The organism is Geodermatophilus amargosae (assembly GCF_900116515.1).
GTDB classification, from domain to species: Bacteria; Actinomycetota; Actinomycetes; order Mycobacteriales; family Geodermatophilaceae; genus Geodermatophilus; species Geodermatophilus amargosae.
Window position 1 is genome coordinate 50,359 of record NZ_FPBA01000007.1, and the last position, 15,780, is coordinate 66,138.

The following is a 15,780-nucleotide window of genomic DNA, read 5'->3' on the forward strand; positions in this document are numbered from 1 at the left end:
CTCTTATCGGCGCAGTGGACGCCGGATGGGATGACGGCTGTCGGGGAGCACGACCTGGGTGGCCCGCCAGGTGGCCGGGTCCACCACGATCGGCGCGCGCAGGTTCGCCGTCGCGGCGGCCGGCCCCTCGGCCGGCACCGTCACCAGGCAGAACAGCTGGGCGCGGGCCGGGTCGATGCCGAGCTCGGCGAGCGCGGGCTGCGGCAGGACCGGGTCGTAGTCCGGGAAGTACCGGGCCGGGGCGATGGCCAGGAACCGCGGACCGCCGGCGTCGAGGGACTGCAGCCAGAACAGCAGGCCGTCGCCGTCGGCCGTGACGAGCACGTAGTCACGGAACTCGGGGAAGCCGGGCAGCGGGGACACCATGCCCAGCAGCGGCAGGGTGACGACGGGGGCGAGCGTCACCGCAGGAAGTCCACGAGCGAGGGCCGGATGACCTGCGCGGTCGCCTGCAGCGCCGCCTGGTAGCCGGTCTGCTGGAACTGCAGCTGCATGATCGTCTTCGGCAGGTCGACGTCCTCGACGTTGGCCAGCTGCTTGGTCAGCGCCAGCTGCCGGTCGGTGTTGACCTGCGCGGCGTTGTCGATGCGGGCGGCCCGGGCGCCGACGGTGGACGCGGCGGTGAGCAGCCGGTCGATGGCGGCGTCGAGGTCGGCGAGGTCGTCCTGCACCGAGACGCCGGCGCCGACGTCGGTGGCGATCTTCCCGACGACGGTGAACAGGTCGCCGCCGGGTGGGCCGAAGGCCTCGAGGCCGGTGGTGTCGATGCGGACCTGCTCGTCGTTGGAGATCCGCCGCTTGATGGGGACGACGCCGGTGCCGTCGGCGCTGCCGACGCCGACCCAGGTGCCGTCGGCCTCGTAGGCCTTGTTGCCGCTGGTCGCACCGCCGAAGACCGGGCGGCCGTCGACGTTCTCGTTGGCCAGGCCGAGCAGGCTGTCGCGCAGCGCGGAGACCTCGGCGGCGATCGCGGTGCGGCCGGCGTCGGTCATGCTGCCGTCGTTGGCGGCCTGCACCGTCAGGTCCCGCACGCGGCGGACCTGCGCGACCATCGAGGTCAGTGCGGTGTCGGTCGTCTCCATCCAGCTCTGCGCGTCGGAGATGTTGCGCGCGTGCTGGGTCGTGGCGGCCTGGTCCTTGCGGATCTGCAGGGACCGGTTGACGGCGGTCGGCGAGTCCGACGGGCGGCTGACCACCTTGCCGGAGGTGAGCTGCTCCTGGAGCTTGCCCAGGTCGCCGAGGTTGCGGTTGAGCCCCTGCAGGGCGGTCTGCGCGATCGCCCGCTGCGTGATGCGCATGCCGGTCACCGACCCACGAGGCCGGTGCGGCTGATCAGGGTGTCCAGGGCCTGGTCGATCGCGCTCACCATGCGGGCGGCGGCGCTGTACGCGTGCTGGAACGACATCATGGTGGTCATCTCCTCGTCGAGGCTGACACCGGAGACCGACTCGCGGGCGGCGTCGACCTGCGCGGACACCACCGACTGGACCTCGGCGTTGCGCGTGGCGACCGAGGACTCGACGCCGAGGGCCACCACCAGCCTGCGGTAGCTCGCGTCCAGGCCGGCGGGGTCCAGGCTGAGCTGGAAGAAGGCGTCGGCGTTGTCGCCGTCGGCGGACGGCCTGCCGCCGGTCCCGGCCGGTGCGGTGCGCGCCGCGGCGACCTGCTCGGGGGTGAGCGGGCGCACGGTCAGGTTGGCCGCGGTGATCGCGGTGCCGCCGGCCCCGTCGTCGAACAGCGCCTGGCCCTGCACTCCGGTGAGGTCGTACCCGGCGGTGTGCGCCGTGTTGAAGGCCGTCGCGACCGAGCGGGCGAACTCGTCGAGCTGGGTGCGGTAGCCCGGGACCGTCCGGGTGAGGGCGGTGAGCTGGCCCGCGGCGGCGCCGCCGGTCCGCAGCGTCGAGCCGCCGGGCTGGGTGACCAGGCGGGGCGCGTCCGTGCCGATGCCGTCGGCGTCGTCGCTGCCGGCCAGCCGGACGGCGGTGACGGTGGCGCCCGCCACCAGGCTGGTGCCGCCGACGGTCACGTCGACGACGCCGTCGGCCCGCGGCGCCGCGGTGGCGCCGATGCTCTGGGACAGCTGCAGCACGAGCGCGTCGCGCCGGTCGGAGAGCTCGTTGACCGGCAGGCCGGAGAGCGTGGCCTGGCGGATCGCCCCGTTGAGGTCGGCCACCGAGGCGGCGGCGGTGTTGACGTCGGAGACCAGCGCCTGCAGGCCGTCACGGGTCTGTCCCCACTGCTGGTCCAGCGCCGCGCGGGTGGTGCGGATGCCGTCGGCGAGGACGTCGAGCCGCTCGAGGACCTGGCTGCGCGAGGCAGGCGTCAGCGGGCTGTCCGACAGGTCGGAGAAGCCGGACCAGACGTCGGAGAGCATGCTCTGCAGGCCCTTGTCGCCGGGCTCGCGGAACGCGTCCTCGATCTGGGAGAGCGCGTCGGCCTCGGCGGTCAGCCGCGAGGTGGCCGAGCTCTCCAGCTGGGCGCGCGCCTCGAGGAAGGCGTCGCGCACGCGCTGCACCTTGTCCGCGCTGACGCCCCCGCCGACCTCGGTGCTGACCGAGTGGATCGCCGGGACGGCGGTGCCGCCCATGGCGGCCTGGTCGACGCGCTGGCGGGAGTAGCCGGCGGTGTTGACGTTGGCGATGTTCTGGCCGGTGACGTCGAGGCCGCGCCGCGCGGCCCACAGCGCCGTCGACGCGGTGTTGAGACCGGAGAAGGTACTCACAGGGCTCCGTCCAGGGTGACGGCACGGGAGGACCCGTACTCGGAACGGCCGGTGGAGCCGTAGGTGCCGGCCGAGGGCTGGCGCACCGACAGCAGCGCGTCCCCGATCGCGGCGAGGCCGCCCTCGATGAGCTCCCGGTTGGCGTCGGACAGGCTGCGCAGGTCGGTGACGAGGACCAGCAGCGCCTCGTGGTGCTTGGCGAGCAGGTCGTTCCACGGGGCCGGCGCGGCGTCGGCGAGCTGCCGCAGCGACGGGTTGACCCCCGTGCCCAGCCGGACGGCGAGCGCCTCGGTCGCGGCGGCCCGCTCGACCTCGAGGACGCGCAGCTGGTCGAGGACCACCTCGATCTCGTGCGCGATCCGGGCCAGCCAGCGGGTCTTGCCCGACAGGATCAGGTACTGCTTCTCCTCTGCCTTGAACAGCAGCAGGTCGAGCAGCTCCTGCTCGCGCCACAGCAGCGTCGACAGGTGCTGGAAGTCCACGTCCGCCACCGCCTCCCTCGTCTCCCGGCGGGGCATCCCGCCGTCCGCGCCATCGCGGTCAGACGGTCGGCACCGGGCAAGCGGCCCTCAAGCCGAGTTCCCAGGATTGGCAGGAGTTGTGCGTCCCGGTCGCCGGGGCCCCTGCCGAGGTAGGGACCGTGCCAGCAGCCCGCTCCCCGGTGACCGACCGCCCGGTCGCCGCGCGCCCCGCTCCCCCGCAGCCGTCCGCCACCGGGCGGAAGGACGCCGTGCGGTCGGAGGCCACGCGCCCCGAGGCCGTGCGCCCCGAGGCCGTGCGCCCAGAGGCCAGGCGCTCCGAGGCCGAGGTCGAGGTGATCGTGACCGAGCACCTCCCGCTGTGCTCGTTCGCGGTCAACGCGGTGGCCTCGCGGATCTCCCTGCCCGGCCACGTCAGCCGGGAGGACCTCCTCTCCTGCGCCAAGGTGGCCCTGGTCGAGGTGGCCCGCCGGTTCGACCCGTCGGCCGGTGCCACCTTCGCCACCTACGCCCTCCCCCGCCTGCAGGGCGCCGTCCTCGACGAGCTGCGCTCGGGCGACTGGGCCAGCCGCTCGGTGCGGGCGGCCGCCCGCCGCACCGACGCCGCGGCCGACGCGCTCACCATCCGGCTGGGCCGCCCGCCCACGCGCGAGGAGCTCGCCGAGAGCCTGGGCGTGCGCCGCGAGGAACTCGAGGCGCTGCAGGTCGACGTCCACCGCGCCGTCATGGTCAGCATCGACGCCGAGGCCGGCGGCGACGGCGGCACCCTCGACCTGCCCGACCCCGGCGAGTCCCCGGAGCGGGCGGTACTGCGCGGTGAGCGGGCGCGGTACCTGCAGGACGCCATCCGCGCGCTGCCCGACCGGCTCGACGAGGTCGTGGAGCGCAACTTCTTCGGCGGGGAGTCGCTCACCGACATCGCCGCCGACCTCGGCGTCACGCTCTCCCGCGTCTCGCAGATGCGCGCCCGCGCGCTGACCCTGCTGCACGCGGCGATGAGCGAGGTCTGGGAGGGCCGATCGGTGCCCGCCGACGGCGGCGTGCGCGCCCGCAACCAGCAGCGGCTCTACGTCGAGCGGGTCACGGGGCGCGTGCCCGCCGACCGCGCGGTGCCGCCCATCCCCGCGCCGCGGCCGGCCCCCGCCCGGGCTGTCACCCAGGCCGTCACCCAGGCCACCGCCCTGCGGTACGGCGTCGCCCGCCCCGCCTGAGCCCACCCGCAACCGGCACGACAGGAGCGCCCGGGTCCCCCTCACGGGACCCGGGCGCTCCTGTGTCCGTGCCCCTCGGGAGGACAGCACGACGAGAACGGGCGCGGACCCCGGCAGGGTCCCGCGCCCGTTCGTCGTCGCGGGGAGTTGCGGTCAGGCGCCGAGGCGGTCGGCCCGACTGCGGTTGTCGCGCGCGCGTCGCCAGGCGGCGGCCCAGAGCTCGGCGGTGTGCTCGGTCAGGTGCCGGGCCAGGACCTGCTCCCGCGCCGCGGCGGCCTGCTCGTGACGCCAGTCCGGGTCCTCGACCGCCCGGCTGATTGCGGTGGCCCAGTCCCGCGGGCGCTTGGCGCGGTAGCCCAGGCCGAGCCGCTCGTACTCCGCGCTCGGCGACCGCACGCAGAAGACCCCGCGTGCGGAGTACTCGAGCACCTTGAGCCAGCTCTTGCAGTTGTTGAAGGTGTCGATGCGCAGCGGAGCGACACCGACGTCGAACCGCTCCCCGATGGCTGCGGAATAGCCGTCGACGTCCATGATCCACGGGATCTCGAGCGGCTCGTCCGTCAGTCGCAGCAGCTCACGTGCGTTGCCCACCTGACCCAAGACGCAGAAGCGGCTGCGACCGGCGGTCCGGTCCAGCGCCTGCTGCAGGCCGGACTCCATCTCCTGCAGGTCGTAGGGGTGGGTCCCCACGGAGCCGGTCCAGCCGATGGTGACCACGTCGGGCTGCCGCTCGTAGGCCGGCGGGAGCTCGGCGACACGTCGCGGGATCGCGTTGGGGACCACCGTTCCGTGCTCGCGCCGCCCGTACTCCTGCAGCAACCTCGGTGTTGACACCGTCACGAGGTCGGCCTCCCGAGCGCAGGTCTCCGCGATCCGCCCCACACCCCTCCGGACGAGCAGGTCGTGCCCCCGGTGTCCCGGTGGGACGGCGGTGAGGTGGTCGTCGAGCTCGACGACCACGGCGACCCCTTGCGCCTGGAGCAACCGCAGGCAGTCGAGCATCTCCCGGGTCTTGGGGAGCTGGAGGACGACGACGTCGGCGCCCTGGGCGTCGACCTCACGGACCACCAGTGGGCCGTCCGGGTCGGCGGGGTCGGAGGCCATGACCGTCCTCAGGCCGTGCTGGAGGGCGACCTCGACACCGAGGCCGGCCTCCAGGACGGCCCGGGCCGGCTCCGCCATGCGGTGGAAGAGGGAGCCCGTGAACACGGTGTGGGCCAAGAGCACGTTCATGATCAGGAGACGTCCTCACTGCGCTCTCCTGGAGCGCTCGGTCGCGGCGGCCGCGGCAGGGTGGAGCCGGGCTGGGGACAGATCACGCGAGGGGTCCGACACGGACGTCCCCGGGCCGGTCCACGATCTCCGCGGCGTCCGGTCACCGCCGTCCGCCCGTCCGTGACACGCCGCCGGACGCCCCGTCCGTCACTCGCGCCCGTCGGACCTTGCAGACCGCCCACCCCGACCGGGGGAAGCAAACTCAAAAACGTGGCGGGTTCGCCTCAAGGTCGGTGCCGGTCCGGCCGTAGACCCGTGTGCACGACCGCAGCACGGATGCAGCGGAAACCGAACGGCCCGATTCCAAGGAGGAACACCATGGGTCTGCGCGTCAACAACAACATCGCCGCGTTCAACGCCTACCGGAACCTGAACGTGACCGATGGCGCGATGAGCAAGTCGCTGGAGAAGCTCTCCAGCGGTCTGCGCATCAACCGGGCCGCCGACGACGCGGCCGGCCTGGCGATCTCCGAGGGCCTGCGCTCGCAGATCGGCGGTCTGAAGGTCGCCGTCCGCAACGCCCAGGACGGCATCTCGGTCGTCCAGACCGCTGAGGGCGCTCTCACCGAGACGCACTCGATCCTGCAGCGCATGCGCGACCTCGCGGTGCAGGCGGCCAACGACGGCGCCGTGGGGGGCACGGACAAGGCCAAGGCGAACGCCGAGTACCAGGAGCTCGCCAAGGAGCTCGACGACATCGCCACCAAGACCAAGTTCAACGGCACGGCCCTGCTGGACGGCACCTACACCACCAAGGCCTTCCAGGTCGGCGCCAACGCGAGCGAGACGCTCTCCGTCAGCATCGCCGACATGAGCGCTTCGGGTACCGCGGGGCTCTTCGCCGGCGCGGTCGGCGACATCACCTCGGCTGCGAACGCCACCACGGCGATCACGGCCGTGACCGCCGCCGTCGAGAAGGTCTCCACCGCGCGGGCGAACCTCGGCGCGTCCCAGAACCGGCTCGAGCACAAGATCAACAACCTGAACGCCACCGTTGAGAACCTGACCGCGTCGGAGAGCCGCATCCGCGACACCGACATGGCGGCCGAGATGGTGTCCTTCACCCGGTCGCAGATCCTGTCGCAGGCCGGCACGGCGATGCTGGCCCAGGCCAACCAGAGCTCGCAGGGCGTCCTGCAGCTCCTCCGCTGACGCGGGGCCTGAGCGGCTGACCAGCTCGAACAGCACCACCCGGTGAGGGGGGAGGCCACGGCCTCCCCCCTCACTGCACACCGAGCCGGGTCACACCCGCCCCATCCGCACCACCCGACCCTGGAGGACGCAGCGATGGTGAGCCTGAGCGTCGACGGCCTGATCTCGGGCATGGACACGACGAACCTCATCACCCAGCTCGTCGCCGCCGAGGGCACCGTCCAGAACCAGCTCAAGACCCGGCTGAGCGAGACGCAGCAGGCGGCCGACGCCTACCGCTCGATCAACACGAAGATGGACGCGCTCCGCTCGGCCGCGGAGACCCTGGGCAAGGACGCCACCTGGACCGCCGCCAAGGCGACCAGCTCGAGCACCGCCGTCGCCGTCGCCGTGACCGGCACGCCGCAGACCGGCTCGATCACCTTCACGGTCAACTCCGTCGCGGCCGCGCATACCGTCGTGGGCGCGACGCAGACCTCGGCCACCACCGCCGGCGCCTACACGAGCCTCACCGTGCGCACGGCCGCCGGCGACAAGCCCGTCACGGGCCTCGGCACCGGCTCCCTGAACGACACCGCGGCCGCCATCAACAAGGGCGACTACGGCCTCAACGCCACGGTCCTGCAGGTCAGGCCCGGCGAGTACGCACTCCAGGTCTCCTCCAGGACGACCGGCACGAACGGCAGCTTCTCCCTCGGCACCGGCTTCAGCACCCTCCGCCAGGGCGCGAACGCGAAGATCACCCTGGGCGAGACCACCGCCACGACCACCGGTCTGGCGATCGAGTCGGCCACCAACACCTTCACCGGCGTCATCCCCGGCGGGACGCTCACCATCAGCGCCGCGAGCAGCGCCTCGGTCACCGTCGACGTCTCCGCCGACCCCGACGCGGTGGCTGCGAAGGTCCAGGCCTTCGTCGAGGCCGCCAACGTCGCGCTCACCGAGATCGCCAAGCAGTCGGCCAACGGGAGCGGCTCCATCGCGGCCCTGCGCGGCGACAGCGACCTGCGCCGGCTCACCGACCAGATCCTCACCGCGGTGTCCGACGTCGTCGGCTCGATGGGCTCTCCCGGCACCTCCGGCGTCCAGCTCACCCGCGACGGGAAGGTGTCGTTCACCAAGGACACGTTCCTGACCAGGCTGCAGGCCGACCCCGCCAAGGTCCGGGAGCTGTTCACCGGCGTCGCCGCCGACGGCGGACCCGACGGCGTGGCCACCCGCGTGCAGGCACTGGCCAAGCAGACGACGAACGCGACCACCGGCACGCTGACCCTGCTGGCCAAGGGCCGCGAGGCGCTCGTGACCGACCTCAAGGGCCGCATCGCCGACTGGGACCTGCGTCTGGCCGCCCGCAAGGAAGCCCTGACCAAGCAGTTCACCGCCATGGAGACCGCACTCAGCTCGCTGAAGTCGCAGTCCACCTGGCTGGCCGGCCAGCTCTCCTCCCTGGCCTGATCCCGACCCTCCTGATCCCCGCTCCCCCGTCCCCGATCCAGGAGCTCTCCGATGAGTGCCGCCTCCCTCCGCTCCCGCTACCTCGACGACGCCGTGAGCACCGCCTCGCCGCAGCAGGTGCTGGTGATGCTCTACGACCGCCTGGCCCTCGACCTGGAGCGCGCGCAGACCGCACTGGCCGCGGGCCGGCGCAGCGACGCCCGCGAGCAGGTCCGCCACGCCCAGGAGATCGTCTTCGAGCTGCTCGGCAGCCTGCGGGTCGACGCCTGGGAGGGCGGCCCCCGCCTCGCCGCGCTCTACAACTGGTTGATCGCCGAGCTCAACCAGGCGATGGTCAAGCAGGACAGCGGCCGGATCGCCTCCTGCCTCAAGGTCGTCGAGCCCCTGCGCGACGCCTGGCGGCAGGCCGCCCTGAGCCTGGCGGCCGGCACCGCAGCGGGCACCGCATGACCGCGGCGCACTCCGCGGACGAGCAGCGCCGCGCGGAGTGGACCACCGTCCTCGAGGAGATGGAGGTCGAGGTCCTCGACGCCGAGCGCTCCATCCGCGGCAACCGCGCCGAGGAGATCGCCGCATGGGGCCGGCGCATGGCCGACTGGACCCCGCCGTCGGCGCTGGGCCCGGTGCCCGTGGACCTGCGCGAGCGGGCCGCCCACCTGCTGCAGCACCAGCTCGCCGTGGCCGAGGAGCTCGTCGAGCGGATCACCCAGTCCCAGCGCCAGCGCGACGTCGCCGCGCGCATGGCCTACCGGCCCCGCCCGGTGGCCGCCTTCATCGACCGGGCCCTCTAGCCGCCCCACGCCACCTGGCACATCTCGACAGCACGCGACCCGGCCGGGTCCGCCTCACGGCGGGCCCGGCCGTCGTCGTCCCCGCGCCAGGAGGGCCGCTCGCGCGCTGCAGGCGGCTCGTGTGGCGGCAGGGTCTCCACCCGCCCCCTCCGGCCCGTCCGCGCCGCCCGTCACACCCGCCACCGCAGTCCCGGGGAGTGGTCAAGGTCTGACGGGGCGCTGCCGATGTCGCCTCTGCACGGACAGCACAACCCTCGCCACGGATCGGCGGCCCCTCCCCTGCGCTCGCGCGCGGGGATCCCCGACGTACCCGGAGGCCAGTCGTGCCCTGCCGTCCTGCCCGCCGGCGGTCCGCCCGATGCTGATCAGCGACACCACGATGACGACGCTGCACGCGGCGCTGACCGGCCTGGCCCAGCGCCAGCGGGTGACCGCGGACAACATCGCCAACGTCCAGACCCCGGGCTTCCTGGCCGGCCGCACCGACTTCGAGTCCTCGCTGCGCACCGAGCTGCGGCAGGGCCGGACGCCGACGGTCTCCGGTGGCTCGATCGCCCGCTCGCTCGAGCCCACCCGGGAGGACGGCAACAACGTGAACCTCGACAGCGAGACGGTCATCGCCACCGAGACCGGCCTGCGCTACCAGTTCGCCCTCACCGCGCTCGACGGCAAGTACAGCGGTCTGCGCACGGCCCTCAGGACGTCCTGACGTGTTCGACAGCCTCGACATCTCCGGGTCCGGGGTCTCCGTCCACCGCCGGTGGATGGACGCCGTCTCGGACAACATCGCCAACATCAACACGGTCAGCTCGACCGACGGCGAGGCGTTCAAGGAGCGCATGGTCGTCGCGCAGGCCGTGGAATACGGCTCCGGCGAGGGCGGCGTCCGCGTCGCCCGCGCCGAGTTCGGCAGCGGCGAGGGCCGGCTCGTGTACGAGCCCGACCACCCGCTGGCCGACTCCGAGGGCTACGTCCGCTACCCGGACATCGACCTCGGCGACCAGATGACGCAGCTGATCATGGCCCAGCGCGGCTACCAGGCGAACCTGGCGTCCCTGGAGCGGGCGACCACCGCCTACCAGGCCGCCCTCCAGCTCGGGAAGGGCTGACCGTGACCTCCCCCATCGGCGGCATCTCGCTGCCCACCATCCCCGGCGTCGGCGCGCTCGGCGGCACCTCCGGCGTCAGCGCGGTCGTCCCCGCGGCGACCCCGGGCAGCGCCGACGGCTTCGCCGCGGCGCTCACCGGCGCGCTCGACGAGCTGGGCAGCCTGCAGGCCTCGAAGGACCAGATGGCCGTGCAGGCCGCCACCGGTGACCTGCGCGACGTGCACGACTACATGATCGCCGCCCAGGAGGCCTCCGTGGCGACGGAGATGGTCGTGACCATCAAGAACAAGGCCGTCGAGGCCTTCACCGAGATCATGAGGATGCCCGTCTGATGCCCGCCGCACTGGCTGGGCCGCTGGCGAAGCTGCGCAGCACGCTCGCCACCATCAGCCTGGGCCAGAAGGTCGTCATCGGCCTGCTGGTCCTCGGGCTGGCGCTCGGCGGCTTCTTCTTCTACCGGTGGATCACGACGCCGACCATGGCGCCGCTGTTCTCCAACCTCGCCTCGGCCGACGCCTCCGCGATCGTCGACGAGCTCAACGCCGCCGGCGTCTCCTACGAGCTCTCCGACGGCGGCCAGACGATCCTCGTGGCCAACGAGCAGGTGTACGACCTGCGGCTGCAGATGAGCGGCAAGGGGCTGCCGGCCGGCTCCGACACCGGCTACGCGCTGCTCGACGAGCAGGGCATCACCACCAGCGAGTTCCAGCAGCAGGTCCAGTACCAGCGCGCCATCGAGGGCGAGCTGTCGAACACCCTCGAGGCGCTCGACGGCGTGCAGACCGCCGTCGTGCACGTCGCGCTGCCCGAGGACGAGGTGTTCGCCAGCGACGAGGGGGAGCCGACCGCGTCGGTGCTGCTGGACCTGACGCCGGGCACGCAGCTCTCCGGCGAGCAGATCCAGTCGATCACCAACCTGGTCTCCTCGAGCATCGAGGGGATGGACCCCGAGCAGGTCACCGTCTCCGACTCCAGCGGCCAGCTGCTCTCGGCCGCCGGGCAGGGCGTGACCTCCGCCTCCGGGGACGCGCGCTCGCAGATGGAGACCGACTACGAGACCCGGCTGGCGTCCAACGCGCAGGCCATCCTCGACACCGTCCTCGGCCCCGGCCACGCCCGCGTCGCGGTGCGCGCCGACCTGGACATGTCGCAGCGCGACAGCACCGCCACGACCTACGGCTACACCGAGGGCACGCCGCCGGTGTCCGAGCAGACCTCGAACGAGCAGTACACCGGCAACGGCACCGCCGTCGGCGGCGTGCTCGGCCCGGAGAACACCGCGGACGCCGCGGACGGCGCTGCCGGCGGCACCTCGGACTACTCGACCGAGTCGACGACGGCCAACAACGCCGTGGACCAGACGGTGACCAACACCGTCACCGCGCCCGGCGAGGTCAACCGGCTCACCGTCGCCGTCGTCCTGGACGACACCGTGGCCGGCGGCCTCAACCAGGGGCAGGTGCAGGCCCTCATCGGCAACGCCGTCGGCCTGGACCCGGCGCGCGGCGACGGCATCAGCGTCGCCTCGCTGGCCTTCGACACCACGGCCGCCGACCAGGCCGCCGCGGAGATGACCGCGGCCCGCGAGGCCGAGCAGCAGGCCCAGATGTGGTCGCTGATCAGGAACGGCGCCATCGGCCTGGGCATCGCCCTGCTCGTGCTCGTCGTCTGGCTGCGCTCGCGCCGCCGCGACGACGACGAGGACGAGGACGACGACGACGAGCCGCTGGCCCTCGACGAGGGCCTGATCGCCGAGCTCGAGCGGCTGCGGGTGTCCAGCTCGCGGGACGACACCGCCGTCCTGGACAACCGGGCGCTGGAACTGGAGGCCGCGGAGCGGCAGCGGGTGCGGGGGGAGATCGCCACGATGGTCAGCGAACGTCCGGACGAGGTGGCGCAGATGCTGCGCGGCTGGCTGAGTGATGTGAAGTGACGCTCGCATCGGTCGAGCAGTTGGTGGGCGCGGGCGGGACCAACCTGCCCGCCCTGCCGCCGGCTCCGCCCCGCCCCGAGATGCCGGGCCTGCGCAAGGCCGCCGTCTTCCTCGCCCAGATGAACAAGGAGAAGGCGGGGCTGCTGCTGTCCAAGCTGCGCCCGCGCGAGGTCGAGGCGCTCACCCGCGAGATCATGAAGCTCGGCTCGGTCGAGCCGACCGACGTCGACGGCGTGCTCGCGGAGTTCCACGAGCTCATGGCCGCGCAGCGCTTCGTCGGCCGCGGGGGCGTCGACTTCGCCCGCGAGATACTGGCCGCGGGTCTCGGCGAGGACAAGGCCGAGGGCATCCTCGCCCGGCTCAACGTCGTCTACACCGAGGTCCCGTTCGCCTCGCTGCGCAACGCCGACGTCCGCCAGCTGGTCACCTTCCTCAAGGACGAGCACCCGCAGGTCATCGCCCTGGTGCTGGCCCACCTCTCGGCCGCGCAGTCGGCCGAGGTGCTCTCCGGCTTCTCCCCCGAGCAGCAGGCGGAGGTGGCCCACCGGATCGCCACGATGGACCGCACCTCGCCGGAGATGGTCCGCCTGGTGGAGGAGGAGCTCGGCCGCCGGATGGGGTCGCTGCTCGCCCACCAGGACATGTCCACCGTCGGCGGCGTCGAGACCCTCGTCGAGATCATCAACCGCTCCCCGCGGCCGACCGAGCGCTCGATCCTCGAGTGGCTCGACACCTCCGACCCGGAGCTGGCCGAGCAGGTGCGGGCGCAGATGTTCGTCTTCGAGGACATCACCACGATCGACGACCGCTCGATGCAGCTGGTGCTGCGCGAGGTGGAGGCCAACGACCTGGCCACCGCGCTCAAGGGCGTGCGCCCCGACGTCCGCGACAAGGTGGTGCGGAACCTCTCCGAGCGCGCCGCCGAGAACCTCGCCGAGGAGATCGAGCTGCTCGGCCCGGTCCGTGCCCGCACGGTCGAGGAGGCCCAGGGCAAGATCGTCGCGGTCATCCGCACGCTCGAGGAGCAGGGCGTCGTGACCATCTCGCGGGGCGGGGACGATGAGTTCGTCGCGTGACACGGGGCGGGAGTCGGTGCTGCTGCGCGGGGCCTCGGCCGTCGCCGCGGCCCCCTACCGCTCGGTCCCCGGGACGACGGTGCCGCCGCGCCCGCGGCCGGCGCCGCAGCCGGCCGGGCCCTCCTCCGTCGTCGCCTCCGCGCCCGAGGTCGTCGTCGAGCGGCGCAGCACCGTCCGCCGCGCCGCCGACGTCCCGGTGCCCAACGGCCGGGGTGCGCTGCGGCTCGGCGACGTCTACGCCGAGGAGCTCGCCCGGCTGCGCGAGTTCGCGCGGGCCGAGGGGCACAGCGCCGGCTACGCCGAGGGCCTGGCCGAGGCGGGCCGGGTCGTCGCCGAGGCCGAGGCAGAGGCGGCCGCCCGGCTGGCCGACGTGCAGGCCCGCTGGGAGCGCCGGATGGCCTCGGCCACCGCGGCCCTCGGCGCCGCCGTCACCGCGCTCGACGCCGCCGCGGTGCCCACCGCCGACGACGTCCGCGACACCCTCCTCGACGGCGTGCTCACGCTGGTGGAGGAGCTGCTCGGCCGGGAGGTGACGGTGCCGACCACCGCCGGGCTCGACGCCATCCGCCGCGCGCTGACCCTGCTGCCCTCCGACGCCCCGGCCGTCGTCCGGCTGCACCCCGGCGACCTCGCCGAGGTCCCGCCGTCCGCGCTGGCCGCGCTGCCGCCGTCGGTCACCGTCGTCGGCGACGAGGGCGTCGAGCGCGCCGGCGCGGTCGCCGACTGCGGTCCCCGCCGCGTCGACGCCCAGCTGTCGACGGCGCTGGCGCGGGTGCGGGCGGTGCTGTCGGCATGAGCACGTCCGCACTGATCGAGCGCGCCCGCCGCGCCGCCCGCCCCCAGCTCACCGGCTCCGTCGTCGGCGCCATGGGACTCACGCTCACCGTCGAGGGCGTCGTCGCCGCCGTCGGCGACCTGGTCGAGGTCGACCCCGGCCCGCGCGGCCTGATGGCCGAGGTGGTCGCCGTCTCCCGCGACCGGCTCACCTGCATGCCGCTGGGCGAGCTCGGCGGCGTCCACGCCGGCGCCCCCGTCCGCAACACCGGCATGCCGCTGCAGGTGCCGGTCGGCGAGGCGCTGCTGGGCCGGGTGCTCGACGGCCTGGGCCGGCCGGTCGACGGGCACGGCCCGCTCGGCGCCGGGGTCGACTGGGTGGACCTGGCCAGCGAGACCCCGCACGCGCTCTCCCGCCGCCGGGTGGAGGAGCCGCTGCCGGTCGGCGTCCGCGCGCTGGACACCCTCGTGCCGGTCGGCAAGGGGCAGCGGCTGGGCATCTTCGCCGGCTCCGGCGTCGGCAAGTCCACGCTGCTGGCGCAGATCACCCGGGGCACCGAGGCCGACGTCCGCGTCATCGGGCTGATCGGCGAGCGCGGCCGCGAGGTCAAGGAGTTCCTCGAGGAGAACCTCGGCCCGGAGGGCATGGCGCGCACCGTCGTCGTCGTCGCCACCTCCGACGAGCCGCCGCTGGTGCGGCTCAAGGCCGCGTTCGTGGCCACCCGCATCGCGGAGGGCTTCCGCGACCAGGGCCGCGACGTCCTGCTGCTCATGGACTCGATCACCCGCACCGCCATGGCCCAGCGCGAGGTCGGCCTGTCGGCCGGGGAGCCGCCGGCCACCCGCGGGTACCCGCCGAGCGTCTTCGCGATGATGCCGCGGCTGCTGGAGAAGGCCGGTCCCGGCGCGACCGGCTCGATCACCGGCCTCTACACCGTGCTCGTCGAGGGCGACGACCACAACGAGCCGATCGCCGACACCGCCCGCTCGATCCTCGACGGCCACGTCGTGCTCACCCGCAAGCTCGCCACCACCGGCCACTTCCCCGCGATCGACGTCCTGGAGTCGATCTCCCGGGTCGCCGGCGCGGTCGTGTCACCGGCCCGCATGGCCGACGCCCGCGAGGCGCGGCGGCTGCTCGGCGCGCTGCGCGACGTCAAGGAGCTCGTCGAGATCGGCGCCTACCAGGCCGGCAGCGACCCGCTGGTCGACCGCGCGCGGGCGCTGTCCCCCGTCCTCGACGCCTTCCTGCGCCAGCCACTGGAGGACTGCACCGCCCCCGACGACGCGTGGACGATGCTGCACCGGCTCGTGACGGCCGGCTGACGTGGCGAAGCGGGCCGGCTTCCGCCTCGAGCCGGTGCTGCGGGTGCGCCGCGCCGCCGAGCAGGCCGCCGAGCGGGCCGCCGCCGACGCCGCCGCCGCGGCGCGGGAGGCCGAGCGCCGCGCCGAGGAGCAGGCCGCCGCCCTGGCCACCCGAGTGCCGCCGCACTCGGCACCGGCACACGTCTTCCTCGCCGCGATGGTCGCATCGGCCGCCGCGGCTGCCGATGTGACAGCTGCACGGGCGACGGCGCAGGCCTCGGCCGAGCAGGCCGGCCTGCTGCGCGCGCGGTGGACCGCCGCCGCCCAGCAGACCAAGGCGCTGGAGAAGCTGCGCGAGCGGCACCTCCTCGCCCGGCACCACGCCGAGCTCTCCGCCGAGGAGCGCGCGGTCGACGACCTGGTCACCGCCCGGCACGCCGGGGCCGACCACGCAGATCGAGAGCACGCAGATTGAGAGCACGCGGACCGAGAGCACGA

General features: G+C 73.8%; 18 protein-coding genes. 13 read left to right on the top strand and 5 right to left on the bottom strand.

What is annotated here, in order from left to right; genetic code table 11:
* Positions 1-3 precede the first annotated feature (3 nt).
* From fliW to BM414_RS11685, 4 genes are read right to left on the bottom strand one after another with little or no spacing between them, the layout of a single operon-like run.
* Positions 4-405, bottom strand: a complete 402-nt coding sequence (gene fliW / locus BM414_RS11670; RefSeq protein ID WP_093579621.1) for a flagellar assembly protein FliW — start codon at positions 403-405, stop codon at positions 4-6.
* The gene (gene flgL, locus BM414_RS31350; RefSeq protein WP_093579743.1) at positions 402-1,298 is read right to left on the bottom strand and encodes a flagellar hook-associated protein FlgL; all 897 of its coding nucleotides are present in this window, start codon (positions 1,296-1,298) and stop codon (positions 402-404) included. Before flgL ends, fliW begins: the two co-directional genes overlap by 4 nt.
* Positions 1,299-1,303: 5 nt before the next feature.
* Complete coding sequence (gene flgK, locus BM414_RS11680) at positions 1,304-2,722, bottom strand: flagellar hook-associated protein FlgK (protein ID WP_093579622.1); 1,419 nt, start codon at positions 2,720-2,722, stop codon at positions 1,304-1,306.
* Positions 2,719-3,213: a flagellar protein FlgN gene (locus BM414_RS11685; protein ID WP_245784654.1), complete on the bottom strand. Its 495-nt coding sequence runs from the start codon at positions 3,211-3,213 to the stop codon at positions 2,719-2,721. Before BM414_RS11685 ends, flgK begins: the two co-directional genes overlap by 4 nt.
* A gap of 149 nt (positions 3,214-3,362) precedes the next feature.
* Between BM414_RS11685 and BM414_RS11690 the strand changes: the two genes are divergently transcribed.
* Positions 3,363-4,412, top strand: a complete 1,050-nt coding sequence (locus BM414_RS11690) for a sigma-70 family RNA polymerase sigma factor (RefSeq protein ID WP_245784655.1) — start codon at positions 3,363-3,365, stop codon at positions 4,410-4,412.
* A 153-nt stretch (positions 4,413-4,565) separates the two neighbouring features.
* Here the strand turns inward: BM414_RS11690 and BM414_RS11695 are convergent, their stop codons facing one another.
* Positions 4,566-5,645, bottom strand: a complete 1,080-nt coding sequence (locus BM414_RS11695) for a glycosyltransferase family protein (protein ID WP_093579623.1) — start codon at positions 5,643-5,645, stop codon at positions 4,566-4,568.
* Between the two features lie 360 nt (positions 5,646-6,005).
* Between BM414_RS11695 and BM414_RS11700 the strand changes: the two genes are divergently transcribed.
* From BM414_RS11700 to BM414_RS11755, 12 genes are all read left to right on the top strand, one after another.
* The gene (locus BM414_RS11700; protein WP_217644680.1) at positions 6,006-6,839 is read left to right on the top strand and encodes a flagellin N-terminal helical domain-containing protein; all 834 of its coding nucleotides are present in this window, start codon (positions 6,006-6,008) and stop codon (positions 6,837-6,839) included.
* A 135-nt stretch (positions 6,840-6,974) separates the two neighbouring features.
* On the top strand, positions 6,975-8,294 hold the full coding sequence (gene fliD / locus BM414_RS11705) for a flagellar filament capping protein FliD (protein ID WP_093579624.1): 1,320 nt from the start codon (positions 6,975-6,977) through the stop codon (positions 8,292-8,294).
* Positions 8,295-8,345: 51 nt separating this feature from the next.
* Entirely contained in the window at positions 8,346-8,744 is a 399-nt protein-coding gene (fliS, locus tag BM414_RS11710; RefSeq protein WP_093579625.1) for a flagellar export chaperone FliS, read from the top strand.
* Entirely contained in the window at positions 8,741-9,085 is a 345-nt protein-coding gene (locus BM414_RS11715; protein WP_093579626.1) for a hypothetical protein, read from the top strand. The genes fliS and BM414_RS11715 overlap by 4 nt, the downstream gene beginning before the upstream one ends.
* A 358-nt stretch (positions 9,086-9,443) precedes the next feature.
* Positions 9,444-9,794, top strand: a complete 351-nt coding sequence (gene flgB / locus BM414_RS11720; protein ID WP_175551560.1) for a flagellar basal body rod protein FlgB — start codon at positions 9,444-9,446, stop codon at positions 9,792-9,794.
* A 1-nt stretch (position 9,795) separates the two neighbouring features.
* Entirely contained in the window at positions 9,796-10,194 is a 399-nt protein-coding gene (flgC, locus tag BM414_RS11725) for a flagellar basal body rod protein FlgC (RefSeq protein ID WP_139245820.1), read from the top strand.
* A 2-nt stretch (positions 10,195-10,196) separates the two neighbouring features.
* Complete coding sequence (fliE, locus tag BM414_RS11730) at positions 10,197-10,526, top strand: flagellar hook-basal body complex protein FliE (protein WP_175551561.1); 330 nt, start codon at positions 10,197-10,199, stop codon at positions 10,524-10,526.
* Positions 10,526-12,127 carry a flagellar basal-body MS-ring/collar protein FliF gene (gene fliF / locus BM414_RS11735; RefSeq protein WP_093579627.1) on the top strand — a complete coding sequence of 534 codons (1,602 nt, stop codon included), beginning with the start codon at positions 10,526-10,528 and terminating at the stop codon, positions 12,125-12,127. Before fliE ends, fliF begins: the two co-directional genes overlap by 1 nt.
* Entirely contained in the window at positions 12,124-13,203 is a 1,080-nt protein-coding gene (fliG, locus tag BM414_RS11740; protein WP_175551562.1) for a flagellar motor switch protein FliG, read from the top strand. The genes fliF and fliG overlap by 4 nt, the downstream gene beginning before the upstream one ends.
* Positions 13,187-13,999: a FliH/SctL family protein gene (locus tag BM414_RS11745; RefSeq protein ID WP_093579628.1), complete on the top strand. Its 813-nt coding sequence runs from the start codon at positions 13,187-13,189 to the stop codon at positions 13,997-13,999. The genes fliG and BM414_RS11745 overlap by 17 nt, the downstream gene beginning before the upstream one ends.
* Complete coding sequence (locus BM414_RS11750; RefSeq protein ID WP_093579629.1) at positions 13,996-15,303, top strand: FliI/YscN family ATPase; 1,308 nt, start codon at positions 13,996-13,998, stop codon at positions 15,301-15,303. Before BM414_RS11745 ends, BM414_RS11750 begins: the two co-directional genes overlap by 4 nt.
* 1 nt (position 15,304) lies before the next feature.
* Positions 15,305-15,757, top strand: coding sequence for a flagellar export protein FliJ (locus tag BM414_RS11755; RefSeq protein WP_093579630.1), 453 nt, complete (start codon positions 15,305-15,307; stop codon positions 15,755-15,757).
* Positions 15,758-15,780 lie beyond the last annotated feature (23 nt).